Annotated in this window: 20 protein-coding genes; 3 read left to right on the top strand and 17 right to left on the bottom strand. The window is 44.8% G+C overall.

The window, feature by feature from the left end; translation table 11 throughout:
- Positions 1 to 211: 211 nt before the first annotated feature.
- Entirely contained in the window at positions 212 to 814 is a 603-nt protein-coding gene (locus tag SM123_RS00310) for a hypothetical protein (RefSeq protein WP_320909571.1), read from the bottom strand.
- A 211-nt stretch (positions 815 to 1,025) separates the two neighbouring features.
- Here SM123_RS00310 and SM123_RS00315 point away from each other — a divergent pair, with 211 nt between their 5' ends.
- Both SM123_RS00315 and SM123_RS00320 read left to right on the top strand, forming a co-directional pair.
- Positions 1,026 to 1,943, top strand: a complete 918-nt coding sequence (locus tag SM123_RS00315; RefSeq protein ID WP_320909572.1) for a helix-turn-helix domain-containing protein — start codon at positions 1,026 to 1,028, stop codon at positions 1,941 to 1,943.
- Positions 1,944 to 2,361: 418 nt separating this feature from the next.
- On the top strand, positions 2,362 to 3,531 hold the full coding sequence (locus SM123_RS00320; protein ID WP_320909573.1) for a CynX/NimT family MFS transporter: 1,170 nt from the start codon (positions 2,362 to 2,364) through the stop codon (positions 3,529 to 3,531).
- A gap of 84 nt (positions 3,532 to 3,615) precedes the next feature.
- Here the strand turns inward: SM123_RS00320 and SM123_RS00325 are convergent, their stop codons facing one another.
- From SM123_RS00325 to SM123_RS00375, 11 genes are all read right to left on the bottom strand, one after another.
- Positions 3,616 to 4,749 (bottom strand): VldE C-terminal domain-containing protein, encoded by a 1,134-nt coding sequence (locus SM123_RS00325; protein ID WP_320909574.1) that lies wholly within the window; start codon positions 4,747 to 4,749, stop codon positions 3,616 to 3,618.
- A gap of 371 nt (positions 4,750 to 5,120) precedes the next feature.
- Positions 5,121 to 5,744 carry a V-type ATP synthase subunit D gene (locus tag SM123_RS00330; RefSeq protein ID WP_003002380.1) on the bottom strand — a complete coding sequence of 208 codons (624 nt, stop codon included), beginning with the start codon at positions 5,742 to 5,744 and terminating at the stop codon, positions 5,121 to 5,123.
- A 3-nt stretch (positions 5,745 to 5,747) separates the two neighbouring features.
- Positions 5,748 to 7,133 carry a V-type ATP synthase subunit B gene (locus SM123_RS00335; protein ID WP_003002370.1) on the bottom strand — a complete coding sequence of 462 codons (1,386 nt, stop codon included), beginning with the start codon at positions 7,131 to 7,133 and terminating at the stop codon, positions 5,748 to 5,750.
- Positions 7,120 to 8,910 (bottom strand): V-type ATP synthase subunit A, encoded by a 1,791-nt coding sequence (locus SM123_RS00340; protein WP_041826169.1) that lies wholly within the window; start codon positions 8,908 to 8,910, stop codon positions 7,120 to 7,122. Before SM123_RS00340 ends, SM123_RS00335 begins: the two co-directional genes overlap by 14 nt.
- 33 nt (positions 8,911 to 8,943) lie before the next feature.
- Positions 8,944 to 9,648 (bottom strand): GNAT family N-acetyltransferase, encoded by a 705-nt coding sequence (locus SM123_RS00345; RefSeq protein WP_320909575.1) that lies wholly within the window; start codon positions 9,646 to 9,648, stop codon positions 8,944 to 8,946.
- Positions 9,645 to 9,965, bottom strand: a complete 321-nt coding sequence (locus SM123_RS00350; RefSeq protein ID WP_003009443.1) for a V-type ATP synthase subunit F — start codon at positions 9,963 to 9,965, stop codon at positions 9,645 to 9,647. Before SM123_RS00350 ends, SM123_RS00345 begins: the two co-directional genes overlap by 4 nt.
- Positions 9,946 to 10,965 (bottom strand): V-type ATPase subunit, encoded by a 1,020-nt coding sequence (locus tag SM123_RS00355; RefSeq protein WP_320909576.1) that lies wholly within the window; start codon positions 10,963 to 10,965, stop codon positions 9,946 to 9,948. Before SM123_RS00355 ends, SM123_RS00350 begins: the two co-directional genes overlap by 20 nt.
- Positions 10,966 to 10,974: 9 nt before the next feature.
- Positions 10,975 to 11,565: a hypothetical protein gene (locus SM123_RS00360; protein WP_320909577.1), complete on the bottom strand. Its 591-nt coding sequence runs from the start codon at positions 11,563 to 11,565 to the stop codon at positions 10,975 to 10,977.
- Between the two features lie 70 nt (positions 11,566 to 11,635).
- Entirely contained in the window at positions 11,636 to 12,115 is a 480-nt protein-coding gene (locus tag SM123_RS00365) for a V-type ATP synthase subunit K (protein ID WP_003009435.1), read from the bottom strand.
- A gap of 31 nt (positions 12,116 to 12,146) precedes the next feature.
- Positions 12,147 to 14,108 carry a V-type ATP synthase subunit I gene (locus SM123_RS00370; protein WP_320909578.1) on the bottom strand — a complete coding sequence of 654 codons (1,962 nt, stop codon included), beginning with the start codon at positions 14,106 to 14,108 and terminating at the stop codon, positions 12,147 to 12,149.
- Complete coding sequence (locus SM123_RS00375; protein ID WP_031572761.1) at positions 14,098 to 14,421, bottom strand: hypothetical protein; 324 nt, start codon at positions 14,419 to 14,421, stop codon at positions 14,098 to 14,100. The genes SM123_RS00370 and SM123_RS00375 overlap by 11 nt, the downstream gene beginning before the upstream one ends.
- A 293-nt stretch (positions 14,422 to 14,714) precedes the next feature.
- On the opposite strand from SM123_RS00375, the gene SM123_RS00380 reads away from it, so the two are divergent.
- Positions 14,715 to 15,554: a MurR/RpiR family transcriptional regulator gene (locus tag SM123_RS00380; protein ID WP_031572764.1), complete on the top strand. Its 840-nt coding sequence runs from the start codon at positions 14,715 to 14,717 to the stop codon at positions 15,552 to 15,554.
- Between the two features lie 97 nt (positions 15,555 to 15,651).
- On the opposite strand, the gene SM123_RS00385 is transcribed toward SM123_RS00380, so the two are convergent.
- The 5 genes from SM123_RS00385 to SM123_RS00405 are packed head-to-tail and all read right to left on the bottom strand — an operon-like array spanning position 15,652 to position 20,353.
- On the bottom strand, positions 15,652 to 16,539 hold the full coding sequence (locus tag SM123_RS00385) for an ROK family protein (protein WP_070586618.1): 888 nt from the start codon (positions 16,537 to 16,539) through the stop codon (positions 15,652 to 15,654).
- 15 nt (positions 16,540 to 16,554) lie between these two features.
- Positions 16,555 to 17,472: a dihydrodipicolinate synthase family protein gene (locus SM123_RS00390; protein ID WP_320909579.1), complete on the bottom strand. Its 918-nt coding sequence runs from the start codon at positions 17,470 to 17,472 to the stop codon at positions 16,555 to 16,557.
- 31 nt (positions 17,473 to 17,503) lie between these two features.
- The gene (locus SM123_RS00395; RefSeq protein ID WP_320909580.1) at positions 17,504 to 18,610 is read right to left on the bottom strand and encodes a Gfo/Idh/MocA family protein; all 1,107 of its coding nucleotides are present in this window, start codon (positions 18,608 to 18,610) and stop codon (positions 17,504 to 17,506) included.
- A gap of 25 nt (positions 18,611 to 18,635) precedes the next feature.
- Complete coding sequence (locus SM123_RS00400) at positions 18,636 to 19,469, bottom strand: carbohydrate ABC transporter permease (protein ID WP_201089639.1); 834 nt, start codon at positions 19,467 to 19,469, stop codon at positions 18,636 to 18,638.
- A complete protein-coding gene (locus SM123_RS00405; RefSeq protein WP_023920083.1) occupies positions 19,469 to 20,353 on the bottom strand; it encodes a carbohydrate ABC transporter permease in 885 nt (294 codons plus the stop codon). Before SM123_RS00405 ends, SM123_RS00400 begins: the two co-directional genes overlap by 1 nt.
- Between the last annotated feature and the right edge of the window lie 14 nt (positions 20,354 to 20,367).

A 20,367-nucleotide genomic window follows, 5' to 3' on the forward strand; every position in this document is an offset into this window, starting at 1 on the left:
CTTAGCGAACGTTAGTGAGCTTAAGTACATTGACGCAGTTTGAGCAAAGCGAAAACTACGTTCCTTATTCCCTTAGCAAACGTTAGTGAGCTTAGGTACATGGATGCCGTGCGGAACTACTTTTTATAGGACAACAAAACAACCTCCACGAGAGCTCTGATTTTTGATCTGGACTCTCGGGAGGTTTTTTTCATCTTTTATCTTTTTGACATTACATATCTTTGTGGATACGGTAAGTATTGTAAGCAGTGACTACATTAGCAACGGCGCTGACCCTTGAGCTACGTGCGATATCGGCTTGTAGGGCATTGGCTTCCTCTTGCAGATTAACTTGCGTTTCTTGGAATTGTTGCATTTCAAGCAGATTATAGGCTTCTGGCAAGGTAGAGGCACGGCCTTCTGCAATTAAGTTATATAGTCGGAAGAGGTCGTGGTAATTGTAAAATTTTTGTGGGAAACCTTGCATCCCTTGTTGGTAGGCTGGTTGGCTGATTTCCTGGTTATAAAGAGCCCGGGCATTGGCAAGAGCCTGCTTGGCTGGGGCTACAAATACAAAATATTTGATCGCAATCAACCCACCCATCAATCCGAGCATCAGTAGAAAACCGTGCATCAGGTGACTTTGTTCTAAGAGAAAAATCGTAAAAGCAAAAAGAAGATTGAGGGCCAGTGTGACCGTAATTGGCCCATTGAGTCTCTTCGCTGCTTGATTTAATCGGTTTTGTTGCCGCTGAACTTCATTCCAAGCAACTGCTGCAGGGGCTGTGAGCACGCGCTTTTCATCTAATAGCTGTAAAATTTCTTGTGTCGTCATTGTAAATCTCCTTTTGTTATAAGCGTATCTTCTAGAATTGACCTTATTTTATCAAAAATCCCTCCCTAAAAAAGGGCCATGTAAACTATAGTTTCATTTTTCTTAAAAATCGAAGAATTTCTAGTTTTTTTGTCAAAAATTAAACTCCGAGTTTAATTCCAGCCTTTTTTGAGGTATACTAATGGTATGCTAATTGAAAGGAAGTCCCCCTATGTCCTCATCTTCGCCATTTGGTCCAACATTTCGTAAGATTCGTGAAGCACGCGGTCTTTCTCTAAAAGAAGTCGCTGCAGATATTGTCTCTCCTCAGTTCCTCAGCCAATTTGAGCGTTCTCAAAAAGGAGTAACCATCGAGACATTCTCTCGACTCTTGCTGTCTATGGGGGTGGATTGGGATACCTTTTTGTCCCATTATCCTGGCTTAACCATTCAAAATTTCAGCCCCATTTTGATGAAACACATCAATCAAGAAAACATGGATTTTCTGGCCATTATTGAGCGCTTAAAGCACGAAAAATCACCTGTTGCAGAAGAGAACAAAGAGCTCTGGCAACTCTATTTGCGCTCGCTTGAAATCAATGTCAATAACGCGATGGGAAAAGAAATCCACCTGGAGGATGCACCTGTCTCTATTCAACGAATCGCTCAAGAAGTACCTTTTGCCTATCAAAATGAAATTGAGCAAGACTTTACCATTGCCCTTTTATCTGTCTTGCCCTATGAAGTCGTCGCTAAGATTCGAAAGGAGTCACTAGAACTGTTTGAAAGCAGTTATTCAGCATACTCTGCCAATGCATTGGCCTCTTTGCTGTTAAATCTGGCCAACTATCTTATTAAAAAAGAACTCTACTTAGAAGCTCTGAATTTTCTTCAATCGATTAACCAGCTTCGCAAGCGCAAACCGATTTTAAACACCAGTATTTCCATGCAGTTAGAATTTATGCAGGTCTATGCCCTCCTTGGCTTAAATGACAAGGAAGGGGTTTATCGTGCCAAGCAGGTCCTAAAAGCCCTGGAAGGTTTGATTGCCCTCGAAAATTTCGGAAGCCCACTTGTTCAAATCAAAACAAAATTCATGTTGCGAGTCAACGAACTCAACAAAACCGGCATTGATTTCTTCAGCGAATAAAGACGTCTCAGACTTTAGACCGATTCTTTCGGTCAGCGCCTTTTCTTAAGTTTTCTTTAAGCAAACCGCCTTATAATAAAACCATCAAATAAAGACCTCCTAACTTTGTTTGATAGAAAATCCTAAACTTTTTCATAATAATCTCCCTATAAGAGCCACCAAAACCGGTGGCTTTTTCTACGTACCTTAGTGAGTCAAGTCCAATAGGGGCGTAGACGAACTTAGGTACGTTGACGCAGTTCGAACGACAGTGAGAACTACGATCCTTATTCCTTTAGCAAACGTTAGTGAGCTTAGGTACGTTGACACAGTTCGAACGCTAGTGAGAACTACGGTCCTTCTCCTTCATTTGTATCAATACTCCAATTTATGCTCAATCTGTGTTATAATGAAGAGAATTTTTGTCTGAGGAGGATTTATGAAAAAAACACATTCTAAGCTATTCATCCCGGGCATCATTATGCTTGGGATTGTTTTACGAACACCATTTACTACGCTTCCGACGGTCTTGTCTGACATCGCAGCTGGTTTGGGGGTTGATGTGAGCTCTCTGGGACTATTGACTAGCTTGCCACTTCTCACCTTTGCCATTTTCTCACCTTTTGCGATTCAATTTGCTAAAAGGTTGGGGATTGAGCGCCTCTTTTTCCTAGTTTTGATCGCGATTACGATCGGATCTGCCATTCGGATTATCAACCTCCCCTTCCTCTATCTGGGAACCATCTTGATTGGAGCTGGCATCGCCTTTCTCAATGTGCTGCTTCCAAGCCTGATTCAAGCGAACAGACCCCGTCAACTAGGCATTCTGACCACTTTGTACATCACTTCTATGGGGATGTCCACAGCGATCGCCTCTTCTGTGGCCGTTCCGATCACCAAAGCCACTTCTTGGCAAGGTTTGGTCAACATCTTGACAGCCTTGTGTGCTCTTGCTTTGGTCATCTGGATTCCTAACCTTCGCTACAACCACCGACTCAAAAAGGCTGCTACTACGGAATCTAGTAGCAAGTGGTATACCAATAAATATGTCTGGGCTATCATGATTTTTGGAGGCTTGCAGTCACTGCTTTTCTACACAAGTATGACTTGGCTTCCGACCATGGCTGTTCAATCTGGCCTTTCAAAGGTTGAATCTGGACTACTTGCCTCCGTCTTCACCCTGATCAGTCTCCCATTCTCCTTGACGATCCCAAGTTTAACCACACGGTTATCCGATCGCAATCGACACTTGATGCTTACGATTGTTGTCGGAGCAGGGATTCTGGGAGTAGCCATGCTCTTAATCCCGACCAGCAACTTCTTCTACTGGTTGGTATTAAATGCCCTGATTGGAAGTTCCGTTAGTTCGCTTTTCCCTTACCTCATGGTCGCTTTCTCTATGAAATCCAGCACACCTGAAAAAACAGCTCAACTTTCCGGTCTTGCCCAAACAGGAGGCTACGTCTTTGCAGCCTTTGGTCCCATCCTCTTCGGCTACAGTAAATCTCTCTTCCACTCTTGGACACCGGCTATCATCATGCTACTGGTCTTAACCATTATCATGGCCATTGCCCTTTATCAGGTGGAAAAAGTCGATCATATTTTATAACCATTGTCCGGCTGGAAGATTCGTCTTCCGGCTTTTTTGTGCACACAAAAAAGAACTAGGCTCTAGGCCTAGTTCAATGTTTTATTATCCGTTAAATGAGATATGTACGTGGTCGTTGTGGTTTGCTGTATCTCCACCACGGTCCGGCATTTGGTTCCATGTATTAGCTGGTCCGTAAATGTTATTTACTGGCATGTAGAATTGTTGTTTCCAGATAATATATGAGATACCTGCACGGTCCATGTTATCAATCGCATACTGTGCAACTTGATCTCCAAGCTCTGAATTTGTTGGAACCATCACGTCCACTGCAAGTCCTTTACCATGGTCTTCTGGATCCCCTTCACGGTAACCACCGATGTTTGTGATACCGAATTTCGCTGCAATTTCTTGACGGAAAGCTTCCGCTTGAGGTTGAAGATTTGGATCAGTTGGAATAGCATTACCAGTTGTTGGAGTTGATGCTACTGGTTGCACTTCAGGTGCTGCAGTCGTTTCTGCTGCTGGAGCTTCTTCTGCTACTGGAGCAGATTGAGGAGCAGATTGAGGAGCAGCTGGAGCTTCAGGAGTTGCTGGAGCTTCAGGAGCAGCAGCCGGGGCTGCTTCTTGATTTTGCACTTCAACATTAACAGCTGGAGCACCGTAGTTTGGTGTTTCTGGAACAGCTGGTTGTGCTGGTGTTTCTGCTGCTGGTACTTCAACTACAGGAGCTTCCGCTGGGGCTTCTTGAGTTTCCGCTGCTGGAGCTACTGGAACAGCTTTGTTATCTTCGTTTACTGGTTTAGACAAATCGTTGACAGCGACTGTTTGGTCATCAACTGTCACTTGGTTTGTTGTCAAGTCAGCACTTGCAACGGTTGTATCTGTCGCACCTGCTTGAGGAGTTTGGATTTCAACTGAAGTTACTTCTTTTTGATCATTTACTGTTGTTTTCAAAACAGTACCTGGGTAGATCAAATCCATGTTGCTGATGTTGTTTAAGTTTGCCAACACATGAACATCGATTCCAAGCGCTTCTGCGATCGAACTCAATGTATCACCATATTTGATGGTATACGTTTGTTGGTTTTCACCGCTTTGTTGGATATCATGTTTGATTTCATCTACTGAGCGAGCTACCCAATCTTCAAGTGTTTCTGCAGTGGCTTTTGTAAAGGGAATCACTGCAAGAGCTACTGTTGAAGCGATCAAGGCTTTCGTATTAACTTTTAATTTCATCTTTTATCCTCTTTTTTCTTTGTTTTTTTGCTCAAGATTTTCTTGGACAAATTAACTACCATACTATCTTATCACAATTTAAAAATAATAAAAGGCCTTTTTGGCTATTTAACAAAACTGTATTTTTCTTGTAACATTTCGTCTTTCTTGTCACATTGTTACAAACTAGTAACATAAAAAGAGGGTGGTGGAAGAAGAGGGCGAGGGCGTAAAAAAGCCTCATCAAGGAGCGGTTCCTCGATGAGGTTCTTGTATTTTTTAAGTAATTGAACACGCCTACAACTCTTTGGAAAAAGATAAATCCAACTAGAAGCGGACGCTTCGTCGTTGGATTTCCTATTTTCCTTTGAGTTGCTTAACGGCTTTGTATCTTATTTTACCTTCATGATTCTGACGAGGTTGGCGCGTTCGGCTTCTTCGAGTTTCATTTCGATATAATAGATGGTCTCTTTGAGGTCTGGGATGGTCGCATACTCCAGTCCATTCACTCGACGGCGGGTTTTCTCGATTTCATCTGCCATGAGTTGGCAGCTTTTTTCGATTTCCGCTAACTTGAGTAAATCTGGGAGTAGATCCCCCATTTCTTGGATGGTGCTATCCATTTGACTGTTGGAGGCGAGGTAGCTATAAACCACGTCCCCTTCATCATCTCCGTATGGATTATCGATACGTGCATGGAGCTTGGGCACGCGCACACTCATGACATTTTCTTCCTCGATATGGAGCATCACTTCTCGAGTAGGAACAGCAAAGATTTCTTCCACCATGAGGTCACTCTCTAAGGACTTGGCCATCACGAAATCTTGCATATTGCCCACCAGCGCTGCCTCCACCTTTTGGCGCAGACGATTATTCTCTCGCACAGCTTCAATAAAGCGACGCATAAGTTCATCCCGCTTATCCTTGAGCAACTTGTGCCCCCGGGTTGCTGTCTTGAGGCGCTCTTTGAGAATATTGAGCTCCATCCGAGTTGGTTTTACATTTAATCGTGCCATAGGCTAATCCTCTTTGTTTGGCAGATACTTGTCAATCATCTCATCCTTGATCCGTTTAAGCTCTGTTCGTGGAAGGATGGATAAGAGTTCCCAACCGAGATCCAAACTTTCCTCAATCGTCCGATTGGTGGTAAAGCCTTGGTTGATGTATTCTTGCTCAAAGCGATCGGTAAATTTGACATAGAGCTTGTCGGTATCTGACAAGGCAGACTCCCCAAGCACTACAGCCAGTTCTTTGGCTTGTTTTCCTTGGGCGTAAGCCGCAAAGAGCTGGTTCATGGTCGCCGCATGGTCTTCCCGAGTCTTGCCTTCACCAGAACCCTTGTCCTTCAAACGAGAAAGGGATGGAAGAACATTGATCGGTGGGCGGTAACCACTATTATAGAGATCGCGAGACAGAATAATCTGACCTTCGGTGATGTAGCCTGTCAAGTCAGGGATGGGGTGGGTGATGTCATCTTCTGGCATGGAGAGGATCGGGATTTGGGTCACAGATCCTTTCTTTCCAACCAAGCGTCCTGCACGTTCGTAGAGGGTTGAGAGATTGGTATAAAGGTAACCTGGATAGCCCCGACGACCTGGAACTTCCCGGCGGGCAGCGGATACTTCCCGAAGGGCTTCACAGTAGTTGGTCATATCCGTCATGATAACCAAGACGTGCATATCTTTTTCATAAGCCAAATATTCGGCGGCGGTCAAGGCGATCCGAGGAGTGGCAATCCGCTCGATAGCTGGGTCATTGGCTAGGTTGATAAAGAGGACAGAGCGGTCAATCGCACCTGTCTCCCGAAGGTCGTTCATAAAGAACTCGGCTTCTTCAAAGGTGATTCCCATAGCCGCAAAGACCACGGCGAAGTTTTCTTCAGAATTAAGAACCGTCGCTTGACGAGCAATCTGAGCCGCCAACTCCTTGTGAGGAAGACCAGAACCTGAGAACACTGGGAGTTTTTGGCCCCGAACCAAGGTATTCAAATGGTCAATGGCTGAGATTCCTGTCTGGATAAATTCATCCGGATAGTCCCGCGAAACAGGGTTGATAGCTTGTCCATCAATGTCCAAGTACTTCTCTGGGATAATCTCTGGACCACCATCGATGGGTTTGCCCATCCCGTTAAAGATGCGTCCGACCATGTCTTCAGACACAGGAAGTTCTAGGGGACGTCCGGTAAAGCGGACTTTGGCTTTTTCCAAATTGATCCCGCTAGATCCTTCAAAGAGCTGGACCATGGCCTTGTCTTCTTGGACTTCGAGGACTTGTCCCTGACGGGTCGTTCCATCATGAAGCTTGATTTCTACTAGTTCATTGTAGTGAACCCCTTCGACCTGATCGACAATCATCAAGGGGCCGACAACTTCGCTGACAGTACGGTATTCTTTAATCACGCTCATTGTCTACTCCTCCTTTTGCGACGATTTGGTGTAGGGTTTCTACGATTTCTTCTTTCAGGGCTTGAATGGTTGCCAACTGATCCTCATGGATGAACTTGCTACGGGCAATGCGGTCTCGAAGAGCCACGGTTCCTTCCATGATTTCTGTGAAGTAAGCTCCTAATTCTAGTGCTTTTTGACTTTCTTGGTCAAAGGTCAAAATGTTGGTCAACAAGGCCACCTGCTTGCTGAAAGAGGTATAGGTATCGACCTCATCAAAGGCATTTTGTTGTAGGTAGTCTTCACGGATCATCTTGGCCGCATTCATGGTCAAGCGGTCTTTTTCAGACAAGGAATCTAGACCAACCAAGCGGACGATTTCTTGCAATTCACTTTCCTTTTGAAGCAAATTCATAGCGCGGGTCACTTTTTCAGACCAACTGATTTGTTCATGTAGATCGATATAGCGACCGACTTCATCTTGGTAAAGGGAATAAGAACTCAACCAGTTGATGGCTGGGAAGTGACGACGTTGCGCCAACTGAGCATCTAATCCCCAGAAGACCTTGACAATCCGCAAGGTATTTTGCGTGACCGGCTCTGAAATGTCTCCACCCGGAGGAGAAACAGCACCGATAGCCGTAATCGAACCTTCGCGCGCAGTGGTTCCAAGTGTCTTGACCCGACCTGCACGCTCGTAGTATTCGGCGATCCGGCTACCAAGATAGGCTGGGTAGCCTTCATCCCCTGGCATTTCTTCTAGACGACCAGACATTTCACGGAGAGCTTCTGCCCAACGAGAAGTAGAGTCCGCCATGATGGCAACGGAATAGCCCATATCACGGAAATATTCGGCAATGGTAATCCCTGTGTAGATGGAAGCTTCCCGCGCAGCTACTGGCATGTTCGAAGTGTTGGCGATCAGAACGGTCCGTTGCATGATGGATTGACCGGTCGTTGGATCGATCAATTCTGGGAACTCATTCAGAACGTCCGTCATTTCATTCCCACGTTCCCCACAACCAACGTAAATTACGATGTCTACATTTGCAAACTTGGCTACCTGGTGTTGCACAACTGTTTTCCCAGCTCCGAAAGGACCCGGAACAGCTGCAGCTCCACCCTTAGTCACTGGGAAGAAGGTATCGATGACCCGTTGACCGGTGACCAAAGGCTCTACTGGAATCAGTTTTTGTGCAAAGGGACGGCCTCGACGAACCGGCCATTTTTGCATCAAAGTACCAGTAAAGAGGCTACCATCTGCCTGCTCGATCTCATAAACCGGCTCTTCTACTGTGTAAGAACCTGCTGCGATCTTGGTCACACGTCCACTGACACCAAAGGGCACCATGATGCGGTGCTCCACCATATTGGTTTCTTGAACGGTACCGACGATGTCTCCTGCAACCACTTCTGTCCCTTCAGTCACGCTTGGTTCGAAGGCCCATTTGGTGTCCCGATCTAGATTCGGAACTTGCACCCCACGAACCAAAAAGTCACTGGCAGTCACTTCTTGGAAGCGTTCCAAGGGGCGTTGGATCCCGTCAAACATCTGAGAGATCAAGCCTGGTCCCAATTCAACAGAAAGGGGAGCTCCGGTTGTTACCACTGGTTCTCCTGGACCGACTCCAGATGTTTCTTCATATACTTGGATAGAGGCTTCATCCCGCCGCATCTCAATAATTTCGCCAATCAAACCAAGATCGCCGACCCGGCAAATGTCTTGAATATTGGCCTCCTGCATCCCTGATGCGACCACCAAGGGACCGGAAACTTTGATAATTTTTCCTTGAGTCATGTATTCCTCCTGGGAATCCTTTGTTTCTTTGTTTTACTTTTGTACTATCTCTCTTAGAGATTGCTTTTGTTGGCCATTGGCATCGAAATTACTTGGATCCAACCAGGCTTCGAAGCGCTGTTTGATAGCTGGCCATTCTTGGTCAATGATAGACAACCAGTCTGTATCACGGGTACGACCTTTATAAACAATAGCCTGACGGAAACAGCCTTCATAGGTGAACCCTAAGCGCTCAGCTGCTTTGCGAGAAGCTTGGTTTAAAGCATCGCATTTCCACTCATAGCGGCGGTAGCCTAAATCTTCAAACACGTAGCGCGCTAACAGATACTGGGCTTCCGTAGCCATGCGTGTTTTTTGGAGCGCTGGTGAGTAGGTCACTGCTCCGACTTCGATCACCCGATTAGCTTGATCGATCCGCATGAGAGAGAAAGTCCCCAAAGCCTTGCCTGAATCTTTGTCTACAATCGCATAGTAAAAGCGACCTTGGGCTGTCATAAGATCATCTAATAAGCGGTCCCACTCCTCCTCATTGCGGGCAGGGCCTTTGAACAGAAAGGTCCACATCGCTGCTGGAGAGTCCGGCCCGTAGACCTGATAAAGATCTGCTCCATGTTTTTCTTTTGAGAGGCGCTCGATCACGGTATAGCGACCTTCGATCCGCTCAATAGCTGGCAGAAGCCCCGGTGTAAACTCCGGCAGTGCATCGCCAATCGCTTGGCCAAATTCATTTGTTCTCATAAAATATCCTGTCCTACTGCTTTTTCGACATTATCACGAATCCGCTGTTGGCCCAGTCCTGTAGTCCCTCTATGGGTCGGGATAAGGATCAGAGCCGGTGTCAGTTGCTGGTCGTAAAAAGCCACTGTATCTGGAATGGCCTGAGCAATATCCTCTGTCAGGTAGATAATCCCGAAGTTTTCCCGACTGAGTTTTCGCAAGGTATTGATCGCTTCTTGCGGCTCTGTGACCGGATAGGTTTGAAAGCCAATCAGGCGAAAAGGAAGGATGGCGTCCCGATTGCCCACAACGGCGATCTTATAGGTCTGTTTGTCCATAAATCGGTCTCATCCTTTCTTTGATTTCTGCTAGCGGAAAACCATTGTCCAAACCAGAGAGGACCAAACGAAGGTTGGTCACCTCTAACTCTTTTCCGTGAAGATAACGAACAAGAGGGAGTGGTCCATCGACTTCAAAACGGCCAGCGTCTAGAAGACTGAATTTCACCAAACTCTCTAAATACTCCAACTCTACGGTCTTTAGTTGACCGGTGCGCATCTTTTCTTCATAAGTCTCTAAGGCGAGATCGTAGTCCAGCGGATTGACTTGATAAAACCAGGTCAACCACTGACCGGATTCTAGCAGGTCGATCACCTGATGGGCACTGAGGCTCCCTTCATCTGAGAGCAATTGGTGCATAAAACTATGCGGTTTTTGCTGATCCAAGGCCCGCTTGACCGTAATCGCATTGTAAAAGTCAATGGTCACGTCCACCAACTGCTTCAGAATCGGATGATCTAGGCTGTCCCCTAAGTATCTCAGGTGTTTAAAATAAGCTAAGTCCATCCCAATTTCGAGAACCCGCAAGTCCTGATAGTCTTGGAATTCTTGCCAGGTTGCAGCCACTTCTTCCGCCATAAAGGCTGGGCAATGCTCCGCAGAAAAGGTCGCCACCAAATGCTCAAGCACATCGAGAGAATAAGGACCGATAGGGATCAATAAGTGCCCCAACTTGCGCTCTGTCGCCTTGTGTTTCAGATAAACCTTGAGATTGTGATAGGTGTACTTCAAGGTAAATAGGCTAACCAAGTCTGACTGAGGGCTTACCTCAAAAGCCCATTGGTATTCTGCCAACAAGGCTGTCATCAGGCGCTCTTCAAGGGCTGCTAAATCCTTGATCTCGTGGCTGTCTAAAGCATAAGGTGTCCCTTGTAGCAAGCCTTCTCGGCTCTCACTGGAGGGACTTGCAAGCAACTGCTCGAACTGACTGGGACTGACAAAACTGGCCTCACGTACGCTGATTCCTGTATTAACTTGAGAATAGGTCCGTTCGCTCATCGCAACCTCCTAGTTCTCTTCATCGGTGAAAATGCTGGCTGCCATCTGGTAGCTTTCTTGCTCCCAAATGGAATCCACCAAATCACGGTAGAGATAGTTGTCATCAATCCTCCCAACCGACAAGACAAAGCCTGCTTGAGCTGGAATCGTCGCATCCGCAACTGTCACATTCTGATGAGCCTGCTTCAATCTCTCGAGAGCTGCTGAATCAAATTTGCTAGCACTCACCGCCCCAAAGGTCAGAGTCACAACTTGTCCCTGATAGCGATCTAAGACTGCATCTACAAACTGCATTTCCTTGTCAAGGGGCCAAGCCACCATCGCTTCGTAAGCATCTGCAAAGAGATCTTTTAAGACTCGTTGTTTGGTGACAAGGGTTGATTGGCGTTTTTTATTTTCGATTTGTTGGGTTTCACGTTGCAATTGACGTTGAATCCGCTTGAGCTGCTCGGAGCGTTGATTGAGTTTATCCTGGATCAAACGCTCTTCTTGCGCAGTCTCTTCTTTTAGGATGGTTTCCTTGGCCTCTTCTAAGAGTTTACGCCCTTTTTCGTGGGCTTGGGCCAAGATCGAATCCTTTAATTGGGTTTGTTCATCCATATCGTTTTTTCTCCTATTGCATGCGTCTTGTGTTTTTCGCCTCGCGAGGCGAATTCATCAAAGCTAGCTCTTAGCCGACGCGTAGGGTCAATAGGAAGGACACAACGAAGGCCAAGATGGCATAGGTTTCAACCATGGCCGCAAGGATAACCCCTTTCATCATGTCCTCAGGACGTTTTGCCAAGATTTGCATCCCTGCTGTCGCAACATTTCCTTGGTGTTTTGCTGAGAAATAACCAACGATCGCAACTGGAAGAGCTGTAAAGAAGTAAGCAACCCCTGTTTCAAGTGGCATATCTGGCTTAATTTGCAACCAGATCAAGATCCCGATAACAAAACCGTACAAACCTTGTGTACCTGGCAACAATTGCAAAATCAGGGCTTGGGCAAATTTTTCGGGTTGTTCTTTCAAGAGCGCTGCTGCTGCTTGACCCGTTTTACCAACCCCAAGGGCAGATCCCATCCCACTAAGTGCGACTGCGATCGCGACACCAAATGCTGCAAAGAAGGCGCCCCCATGGGCTGAAAAATATGATGCTAAAGATTCCATGAATATACTCCTATTTTTTAAAAGATAATACTTATTTTTTTGTTTTAATATAGCGTTCCGAAGGTTTAAGAGGTCGAAATGGCTTTCCTCCTCCTTCGTAGAACTTACCGAAGAACTCCACAAAGATCAAACGGGCTCCATGCACATATCCCGACAAGAAGGACAGGAACATGTTAATGGCATGTAGGACGATAAAGAGTACAAGCCCTACCGTAAACCGTCCAAGCGGTGGGAAGAGATTGACAATGAGGTTAAAGGCCGAACCGATACTGGCTCCAGACAAGCCCAAGGCCATCAAACGGGTGAAGCTGACCAAGTCTCCAACATAGCCACTAACATTGTAGAGGTTAAAGAGACCAGACGCTAAACCGGATAGCTTCTTGGCACTGACAATGGAAACAATCAAGATCCCAATGGCATTCAAAATAGCCAGCCACTTGCCGATCGGAACTAGAAGGCTCATCCCTGGCAAGATATTGCCTACTGCTAGAAGCATTAAACCAAGTAGGATCAAGACCCAAGCAAAGCCAGCATTATAGGCTTCCGTGTAGTCTTTGAGGCGAACATTTTTCATTCCTCCTAGGAAGAGGCCCACTAAGACAGTGACAAAACCAAAAACCACTGAGAGGATCAGGATGGTCATAGCGTTGCTGGTCGTACTGATCAGGGCAAAAGGCATCTCAAATCCAAAGAAAGAGCCATAGATCACACCCCAAAGGGCAACTGAAATCCCGAGGAGACTGAAGAAACGAAGATTCTTCGCTGTCCCAGGCTTGAGCTTAAAGGCTTTAAGGGCAAAGCCTGTCGCTACCGTTAGCAACAGTCCATAACCGATATCTGCGACCATCATGCCAAAGAAAACAAAGTAGAAGAGAGAAACGATCGGTGTCGGATCTTTCTCGTAATACTTAGGTAGGGCGTACATCTCTGTGACTAATTCAAAAGGCTCTACCAAGGCATTATTTCGCAACTGGATCGGAACGTCATCCCAATCTTTTTCCGTCACATCGCGTGTCTCTAGTAAGACCCGAGAACCAAAACCTTCTTGCAAGAAGTCTCGCAATGAGGCCACTTGGGAGGTTTCAATCCAACCCTCTAGGGCTACCAAGCTTTGCGTGCTGGCAAGAAGCGACTTGGCTTCCTCACGAGCTCCCGAACTCAGCAAGTAATCCATCTGGTACTTGAGCTGGTCCAGCTCCTTCTGGGAGTTTTGCAACTCGGCTAGGGTTGCTGCAACTACAGCTTCTTGCTCTTTGATTTCCCCTTCTAGGCGATCCAAGTAGGCGGCCGGGACCTGCTCTTCTTCATAGTCTAATTCTTTGAACCCATGGTCTTCCAGAAGCTCCTGAACAGCTACACGATCTCCCGAGCGATACAAGATGACATAACCGTGTTCGGTTTCAGACGTAAAGACTTCTTCTAACTCCAGCTCAGGATGAGCTTTTAAAGAAGAACGAACAGCGTCTGTATCGCTATTAGGGATGGTCCCAATCAAACCATGCACATAGTGAAAGGTAGCAAGGGCTGTTGGTGTCACCTCTAACGGTCGCCATTTTTCTAAGCGTTCGATCTCTCCCTTTGCATCTGCAATCTTCTGGCGAGCCTTGTCTAACACGCGCAATTGGCGTTTCAACTTGGTCAATAGAAGTTCCTCGTCTCGAATCATCCCGTGAGCCTGCAAGTCATCAAAAGACAAGCTTAAGGGTTCTTCCTTCAGAGCTTGCAGGGCCTTTTTCTCAGGTATGTAGGGCTCCAGAGTCTGAATCATTTTTTCAACTTGTTCTTGACGTTTTTGCAGCTCTACCAAGACTTGACGATTTTCCTCTGTCAAGGGTTGAGACAAGGTATTTGCCTCAAAGGCAGCCTGCCACTCTTCCTGCTCACTGAGGTCATAAATCTGGATTTTCGCCTCAGACTGTAGCGCTAGTAGGAGACTGTCCAAGTCATCTTTGGACAAGATAAGGGACAGTTTTTTCATCTGACTAACGGCCATAGCTTGCTACCACCTTTTCTACAATGGCTTCAACTAACCCAGCTCGCTTATCGGTCATCGCTTGCTGTACTTTGGCATCATTGCGCACAACCGTTTCTTCCAGATCTTTCGTTAAACGGACGAGTTTTTCTTGGGCGTTTTTTTCTGCCTCTGTAACCAATTGCTTGGTTTCCTCATCGTAATGCTGTGCCACTGTTGCAAGGCGATCGCGCGAATCCGTACGGACTTGCTCGACCTGATCTTCATAAGTAGCGATCACTCCTTGAGCAGCCTGTTCGATCTCTTGCATCATCTCGAGTGTTGCATTCGACATCGTCACACCTCCTTATTCAACTATTGTTCTTCCAACAACAGTACAATTATCTTAAATTATACCACAATTCATATTGTTTGTTCAGGCCCAACCGGGAATTTTCAGAAAATTTTGGACAACCAGTAAGCCCCTACTGCCAAGATTGGTAGCGTTCTCTTCTTTTCGCATATCCTGTTCCTAGTTTCAGTATTTCTTGATTTCTTTTACTTGAATAAAGCGGTTACCCATGTTATAATGTGTAATATATTATAGGAGCATCCTGTTATTTCATCTCGTGAGAAAGGAGGATTGCTGTGAAACAAGATCAAGATTTACGCGCTATTATCGCCAGCCATGAAGCTGAGTTAACAGATATGGAACGCGACATTGCCCAATATTTTTTATCATCCGAAGCACGACAGCACTCCCTGTCCTCTTCTCGTGTAACTGAGTTACTCCATGTCTCAAAGGCAGCTTTGACGCGTTTCTCTCAAAAATGTGGTTTTTCCGGCTATCGGGAATTTGTCTATCACTTTAACGAAGAAACCAAAAATCAAAAACAGGTGCAAGAGCATGACGAGCTGACGCTGAGCGTCTTGCAACGCTACCACCATATCAGTAACGTCACTGAAAGTCTGGTAAAAGATTCCCAATTAGATCGGGTAGCTGAACTAATCGATCAACTAGACCGAGTCTATTTCTTCGGGATCGGTAGTTCCGGTTTAGTTGCTCGAGAAATGAAATTGCGCTTTATGCGACTAGGCGTCGTTTGTGAAGCCCTGACTGATCAAGACGGCTTTGCCTGGACGACCAGTATTCTCGATTCCTCTTGTTTAGTCATCGGTTTCTCATTGTCAGGAGGCACCAACTCCATTACAGATAGTCTCCTGGACGCCAAAGAAAAAGGGGCTAAAACGGTTCTTGTGACCGCTAACCCGGCTGCCATCCACCAAGGATTCACAGAAGTGTTACCGGCCGCACCTCTTCCTAGTAGTACCTATATCGATCGAATCTCCGCCATTTTACCACTCCTCATTGTGGTCGATTTGATCTATGCTCATTTCCTTAATAAAAGTCGAGAACAAAAGGAAATTGTCTTTAATAGCTACTGGGAAAACAAAAAACTTTCTAATCAACGTTCTCGAAAATCTTAATATGGTCTCCCTATTTAAAAAGCATGAAAGATCAGGCTTTCTTCATCTTTCATGTTTTTTTTGATGAATCAAAAACAAGTCGCCAACGCGACTTGTTTTATGTTTCATGTTTTTGTCTAAAGTGATAGTAAGCCCCCAACATACCTGCGGCGTTTTGATGGTGGGCAAATTCCAAACGGATCTTATCTGCTAGGCTAGGAACCAGTTCGGCACACAGGGCTTGATAGATTTTTGGCTTGAGGATGGCTTCCTGAGCCATAATCCCCCCTCCAAGAACGATGACCTCTGGATTGACCACATAGGCGATATTGGCCAGTCCTTTTCCGAGATAGGCCACCATCCGATCAATTCCAGCCATACAGATTTTATCTCCCTCCGTTGCCTGCTTGAAGATCCGGCGACCATTCCACTGTTCCACAGGATCACCATGATGTTCTGCCACGTACTCGACCAAAGCCGTCGTTGAAGCTAGATCCTGAAAGGCACCGTCTGGCAAATGAAGATAGCCAACCTCACAGGCTGAATTGCTAAAACCATGAAAGACCTGACCATCCAGCAAGAGGCAACCGCCGATCCCCGTCCCAATTGTCAGGCAAACAGCATTGTTCGATCCTTTTGCATGGCCTGTAGTGACCTCTGCGAGACCAGCACAGTTGACATCATTTTCAATCTCGCAAGGGATCTGAAAGGTCTCTTCGATTTCCTTTTTGAATTGGGTGCCTGCATAGTTGGGAATTTGTGGGCCAGCATAAAAGATTTCTCCCTTATCAGGATCGACCATTCCGGCCGAAGAAATCGCAACCCCTGCCAAGGGATGCTTCTTCAAATAACGGGCTACGATTTCCTTTGTTGTGTTAAGAATGTGAGGTCCTCCTTTTTGGGCCTCCGTTGGCATTTCATGGGTCTCTAGGAGTTGCCCTTTTGCATCGGCTAGACCATACTTGATACTGGTCCCTCCGATATCAATTACAACATATGGATTCATCTAGACCTCCTTTGATCAAAGGAATCTGGCTTTTGTGTCCTGAATGAGTTGAGCAGCACGTTGAATCACTTCTTGATCCGCTTCTACTACTGGCGTCAAAGGGGAGCGAACAGATCCCAAGTCCAAACCTTCATTGATGCGCAAAACCGCTTTGATGACTGCATACATATTGCCATGAGCAGACGTCAAGACTCCGATAATGTCATTGATGGCAAACTGTAGGGCACGCGCAGTCTCCAAGTCTTTCTCAGCAATCAGCTGATTGAGCTTCAAGAAGAGTTCTGGCATCGCACCATAGGTGCCACCGATTCCAGCATGCGCTCCCATGAGACGGCCACCTAAGAATTGTTCATCTGGGCCGTTAAAGACAATGTGGTCGTTGCCTCCTAAAGAAGCAAAGGTTTGAATGTCCTGAACAGGCATCGAAGAATTTTTCACCCCAATCACCCGTGGATTTTTCAACATTTCCTTGTAAAGACTCGGTGTCAAAGCTATCCCAGCCAATTGCGGGATATTGTAGATGACAAAGTCTGTATGGGGTGCAGCTGCACTGATTTCATTCCAGTAGTGGGCCACACCGTATTCTGGCAAGCGGAAATAGATCGGCGGAATGGCCGCAATGGCATCCACTCCTAGTTCTTCCGCATGTCGTGCCAATTCCACGCTATCCTTGGTGTTGTTGCAGGCTACGTGAGCGATGATGGTCAATTTTCCTTTAGCTACTGCCATCACTTCTTCCAAGACTAGCTTGCGATCGGCCACGCTCTGGTAGATACATTCGCCAGAGGATCCGTTGACATACAAGCCCTGCACACCTTTCGCGATAAAATATTCTACGAGAGCACGCACCCGCTCCGGGCTAATTTCCCCTTGGTCATCATAGCAGGCATAAAAAGCAGGGATGACTCCTTCATATTTTTTTAAATCTGACATATTTTCTCCTTTTGTCGTATCAGTAATGTTATTAACTCATGATCTCTGATAATTTAACTTTTCGATCCTCATTAATGGAACGAGTACAAGCATCAGCAGATGCAATTGCTTCCAACGCCGCTTCTCCGGTTAATAGTTTTTCAAATTCTTTTGATACAGGAGCACCATTCATTATGTCATGAAGATATTTCATTTCTTTATCAATAACAGAAGATAGCCATAATGGAGTTCGTTTCCCTGGTTTACCATAAGCAATGGCACCATCCATCTCAGTGCTATGATAAATTCTTGTACGGTCATCATCCTCTTCCTGAGATTCATGGATTAAGAAATAAGTTTCTTTTCCGTCTACTTTCAGAGTACCTTTACAATTAAATAAATCTAATTTTATAGCACCTTTCGTTCCCTGAATCAGAACATAGTGTTCCCCCCAACGATAGGCAGAGCCCCATTCAAGCAAAGCAAATCGCTTACCAGGGAATTCCATATTGACAAAAATCATATCATCTTCATCGCCAAAGTTTTCCCCTTGGTGAGCAACATTTCCGCCTGTCATCGTAACTGTTTCAGGAATACCTCCCATTAAAAATTGAACGCAATCCAACTCATGAATATGGTGGTAAAGATGTCCTCCTGATTTTTCACGAATTTTTTTCCATGAAATGGATGGTTGTTGTTCTTCCCAGCCATTTCTAGCTGTATGACAGTACAAAACATCTCCAATAACTCCTTGGTTGATCAATTCTTTAGCATGATGGACACCATTAAAGAAATTCATAATATGACCAGCCATGAAAATCACACCATTTTCTTTACATGTTTCTACCATCTCTTTACAATCTTCATATGATAAAGCAATCGGTTTTTCACAAAATACATTTTTTCCATTCTGAGCAGCTTTAATCACGGGTTCTTTATGCAAATTATTAGGAGAAGCCACGATCACACAATCCACATCGTCACTTTGAACCAATTCATCTAGTGACGAAGCCACTCGTGCTCCTAATTCTTCTGCTACAGCTTCTGCATTTTCTGGATCATACACAACTGTAATTACTGCACCTTCATTTTCTTTCATATATCTTGCCAATTCAGCACCAAAGTATCCTGTTCCGACAACACCATAATTTACAACCATTGTTTTTCTCCTGTTTCTATTTTTACTATTTTACGGATCCTTCAGAAAGACCACTTGCGATTTTATTTTGGATAATTGAGAAGAAGATGATTGAAGGCAATACCACAATTACGGATGCCGCCATCATATCTCCCCAATCCAGTATTTCCGAACCATTTAATGAACGCAAAGCCACCGCAACCGTCATCTTACTTGTATCGTTGATCAAGATCAATGCATAAAGGAATTCATTCCATGCATTGATAAAGGTATAGATGGCTGTGGCAACAATCCCTGGTGCAACAATTGGTAACACCACTTTATAGAAGGTAACAAATTTATTCGCACCATCTATTTTTGCTGCTTCCTCGATTCCAATCGGAACTGTTTGGAAGAATCCTACTAACAACCACACTGCATAAGGGACACTAAACGAAAGATAAACAATCATTAAACCAATTAAACTATTGGTTAATCCAACTTTTGCAATGGCAATAGAATAAGGAATTGCCAACAAGATCGGAGGGAAGATATAGGTAATGACTAGCAACCGGGACATGATCGCCCCTAATTTTGGAAAGAATCGAACAATACCATAAGCAGCCATTGCAGAAATGATAATAGCGATAACTGTTGTCGTTAATGCGATTAACAGGCTATTTTTTATATTATTTATAAAATGTAGATCATTAATGACATGCGTAAAATAATCTAGAGTAAACTGTTTAGGCCAAAATCTTGTTGGAAATTGGGTTAATTCACCTTTGCCTTTTACAGAAGATAGGAGGATCCAAACTAAAGGAAAAATTGCAATAATAGTTGAAATAACTAAAATAACATGGGATCCAATATCAAGGAGTACATTTGTTCTTCTCTTCATCATTTTCTACCCTCCTTCTCCCATTTACTGATAACTCCAAAGTAAATGAAACATACTGCCAATAAGAAAATAAATAGCAAGACTGTTACCGCTGAGGCACGCCCAAGAAGTTTTGTTCCCCAACCGAGATTATATGCAAATATTGGCAATGTTGTTGTTGCGTTTGAAGGGCCACCACCAGTAATCAGATAAATAATATCAAAGTTATTAAAGATCCATACTGTTCTCAGTACAACAAGTAATCCTACGACTACTTTAATATGAGGTAAAATTACAAATCGAAAAACTTGCCAACTGGAAGCTCCGTCTATCCTAGCGGCTTCAAACTGTTCTTCCGGAACCGTTTGTAAGGCAGATAGAACATTGACCATGATCATAGGGGCACCAAACCAAATATTAATAAACACTAAACAGATGAAAGCCCACGTACTTTCTGTCAAAAATCCAGGGACGTGATTCATCAGTCCTAATTTCACAATCAAGTTAGGTAGATAACCATATACTCCATTTAAGATCCATTGCCAAGAAAAGGCAATGACAATAGTTGGGAACGCCCAAGGAACAATCAACAATGTCCTATATAACTTCTTAAAACGTCTAACTCTATGCAATGCAAGTGCTAATACAAAACCAACAAGCACTTGTCCCACAAGAGAAAAGACTGTCCATTTAAGGGAGTTGAAGAAGGCATTGTAGAAATTAGGGTCCGATAAAACTGCTTTATAGTTTGCTAATCCTACAAATTTATACCGCGGCATGATCAAATGTTTGTTTGTAAAGCTAAAATAAATGCTGGAGAAAAATGGGTAAACAAATAATAGTCCAACAATGATAATAGCAGGTAACACAAACACCCATCGAGTCAAATTTCTATTTTTGACCATATGCTTTTTCCTCT

It is taken from the genome of Streptococcus sp. S5, assembly GCF_034134805.1.
GTDB lineage: Bacteria > Bacillota > Bacilli > Lactobacillales > Streptococcaceae > Streptococcus > Streptococcus lingualis.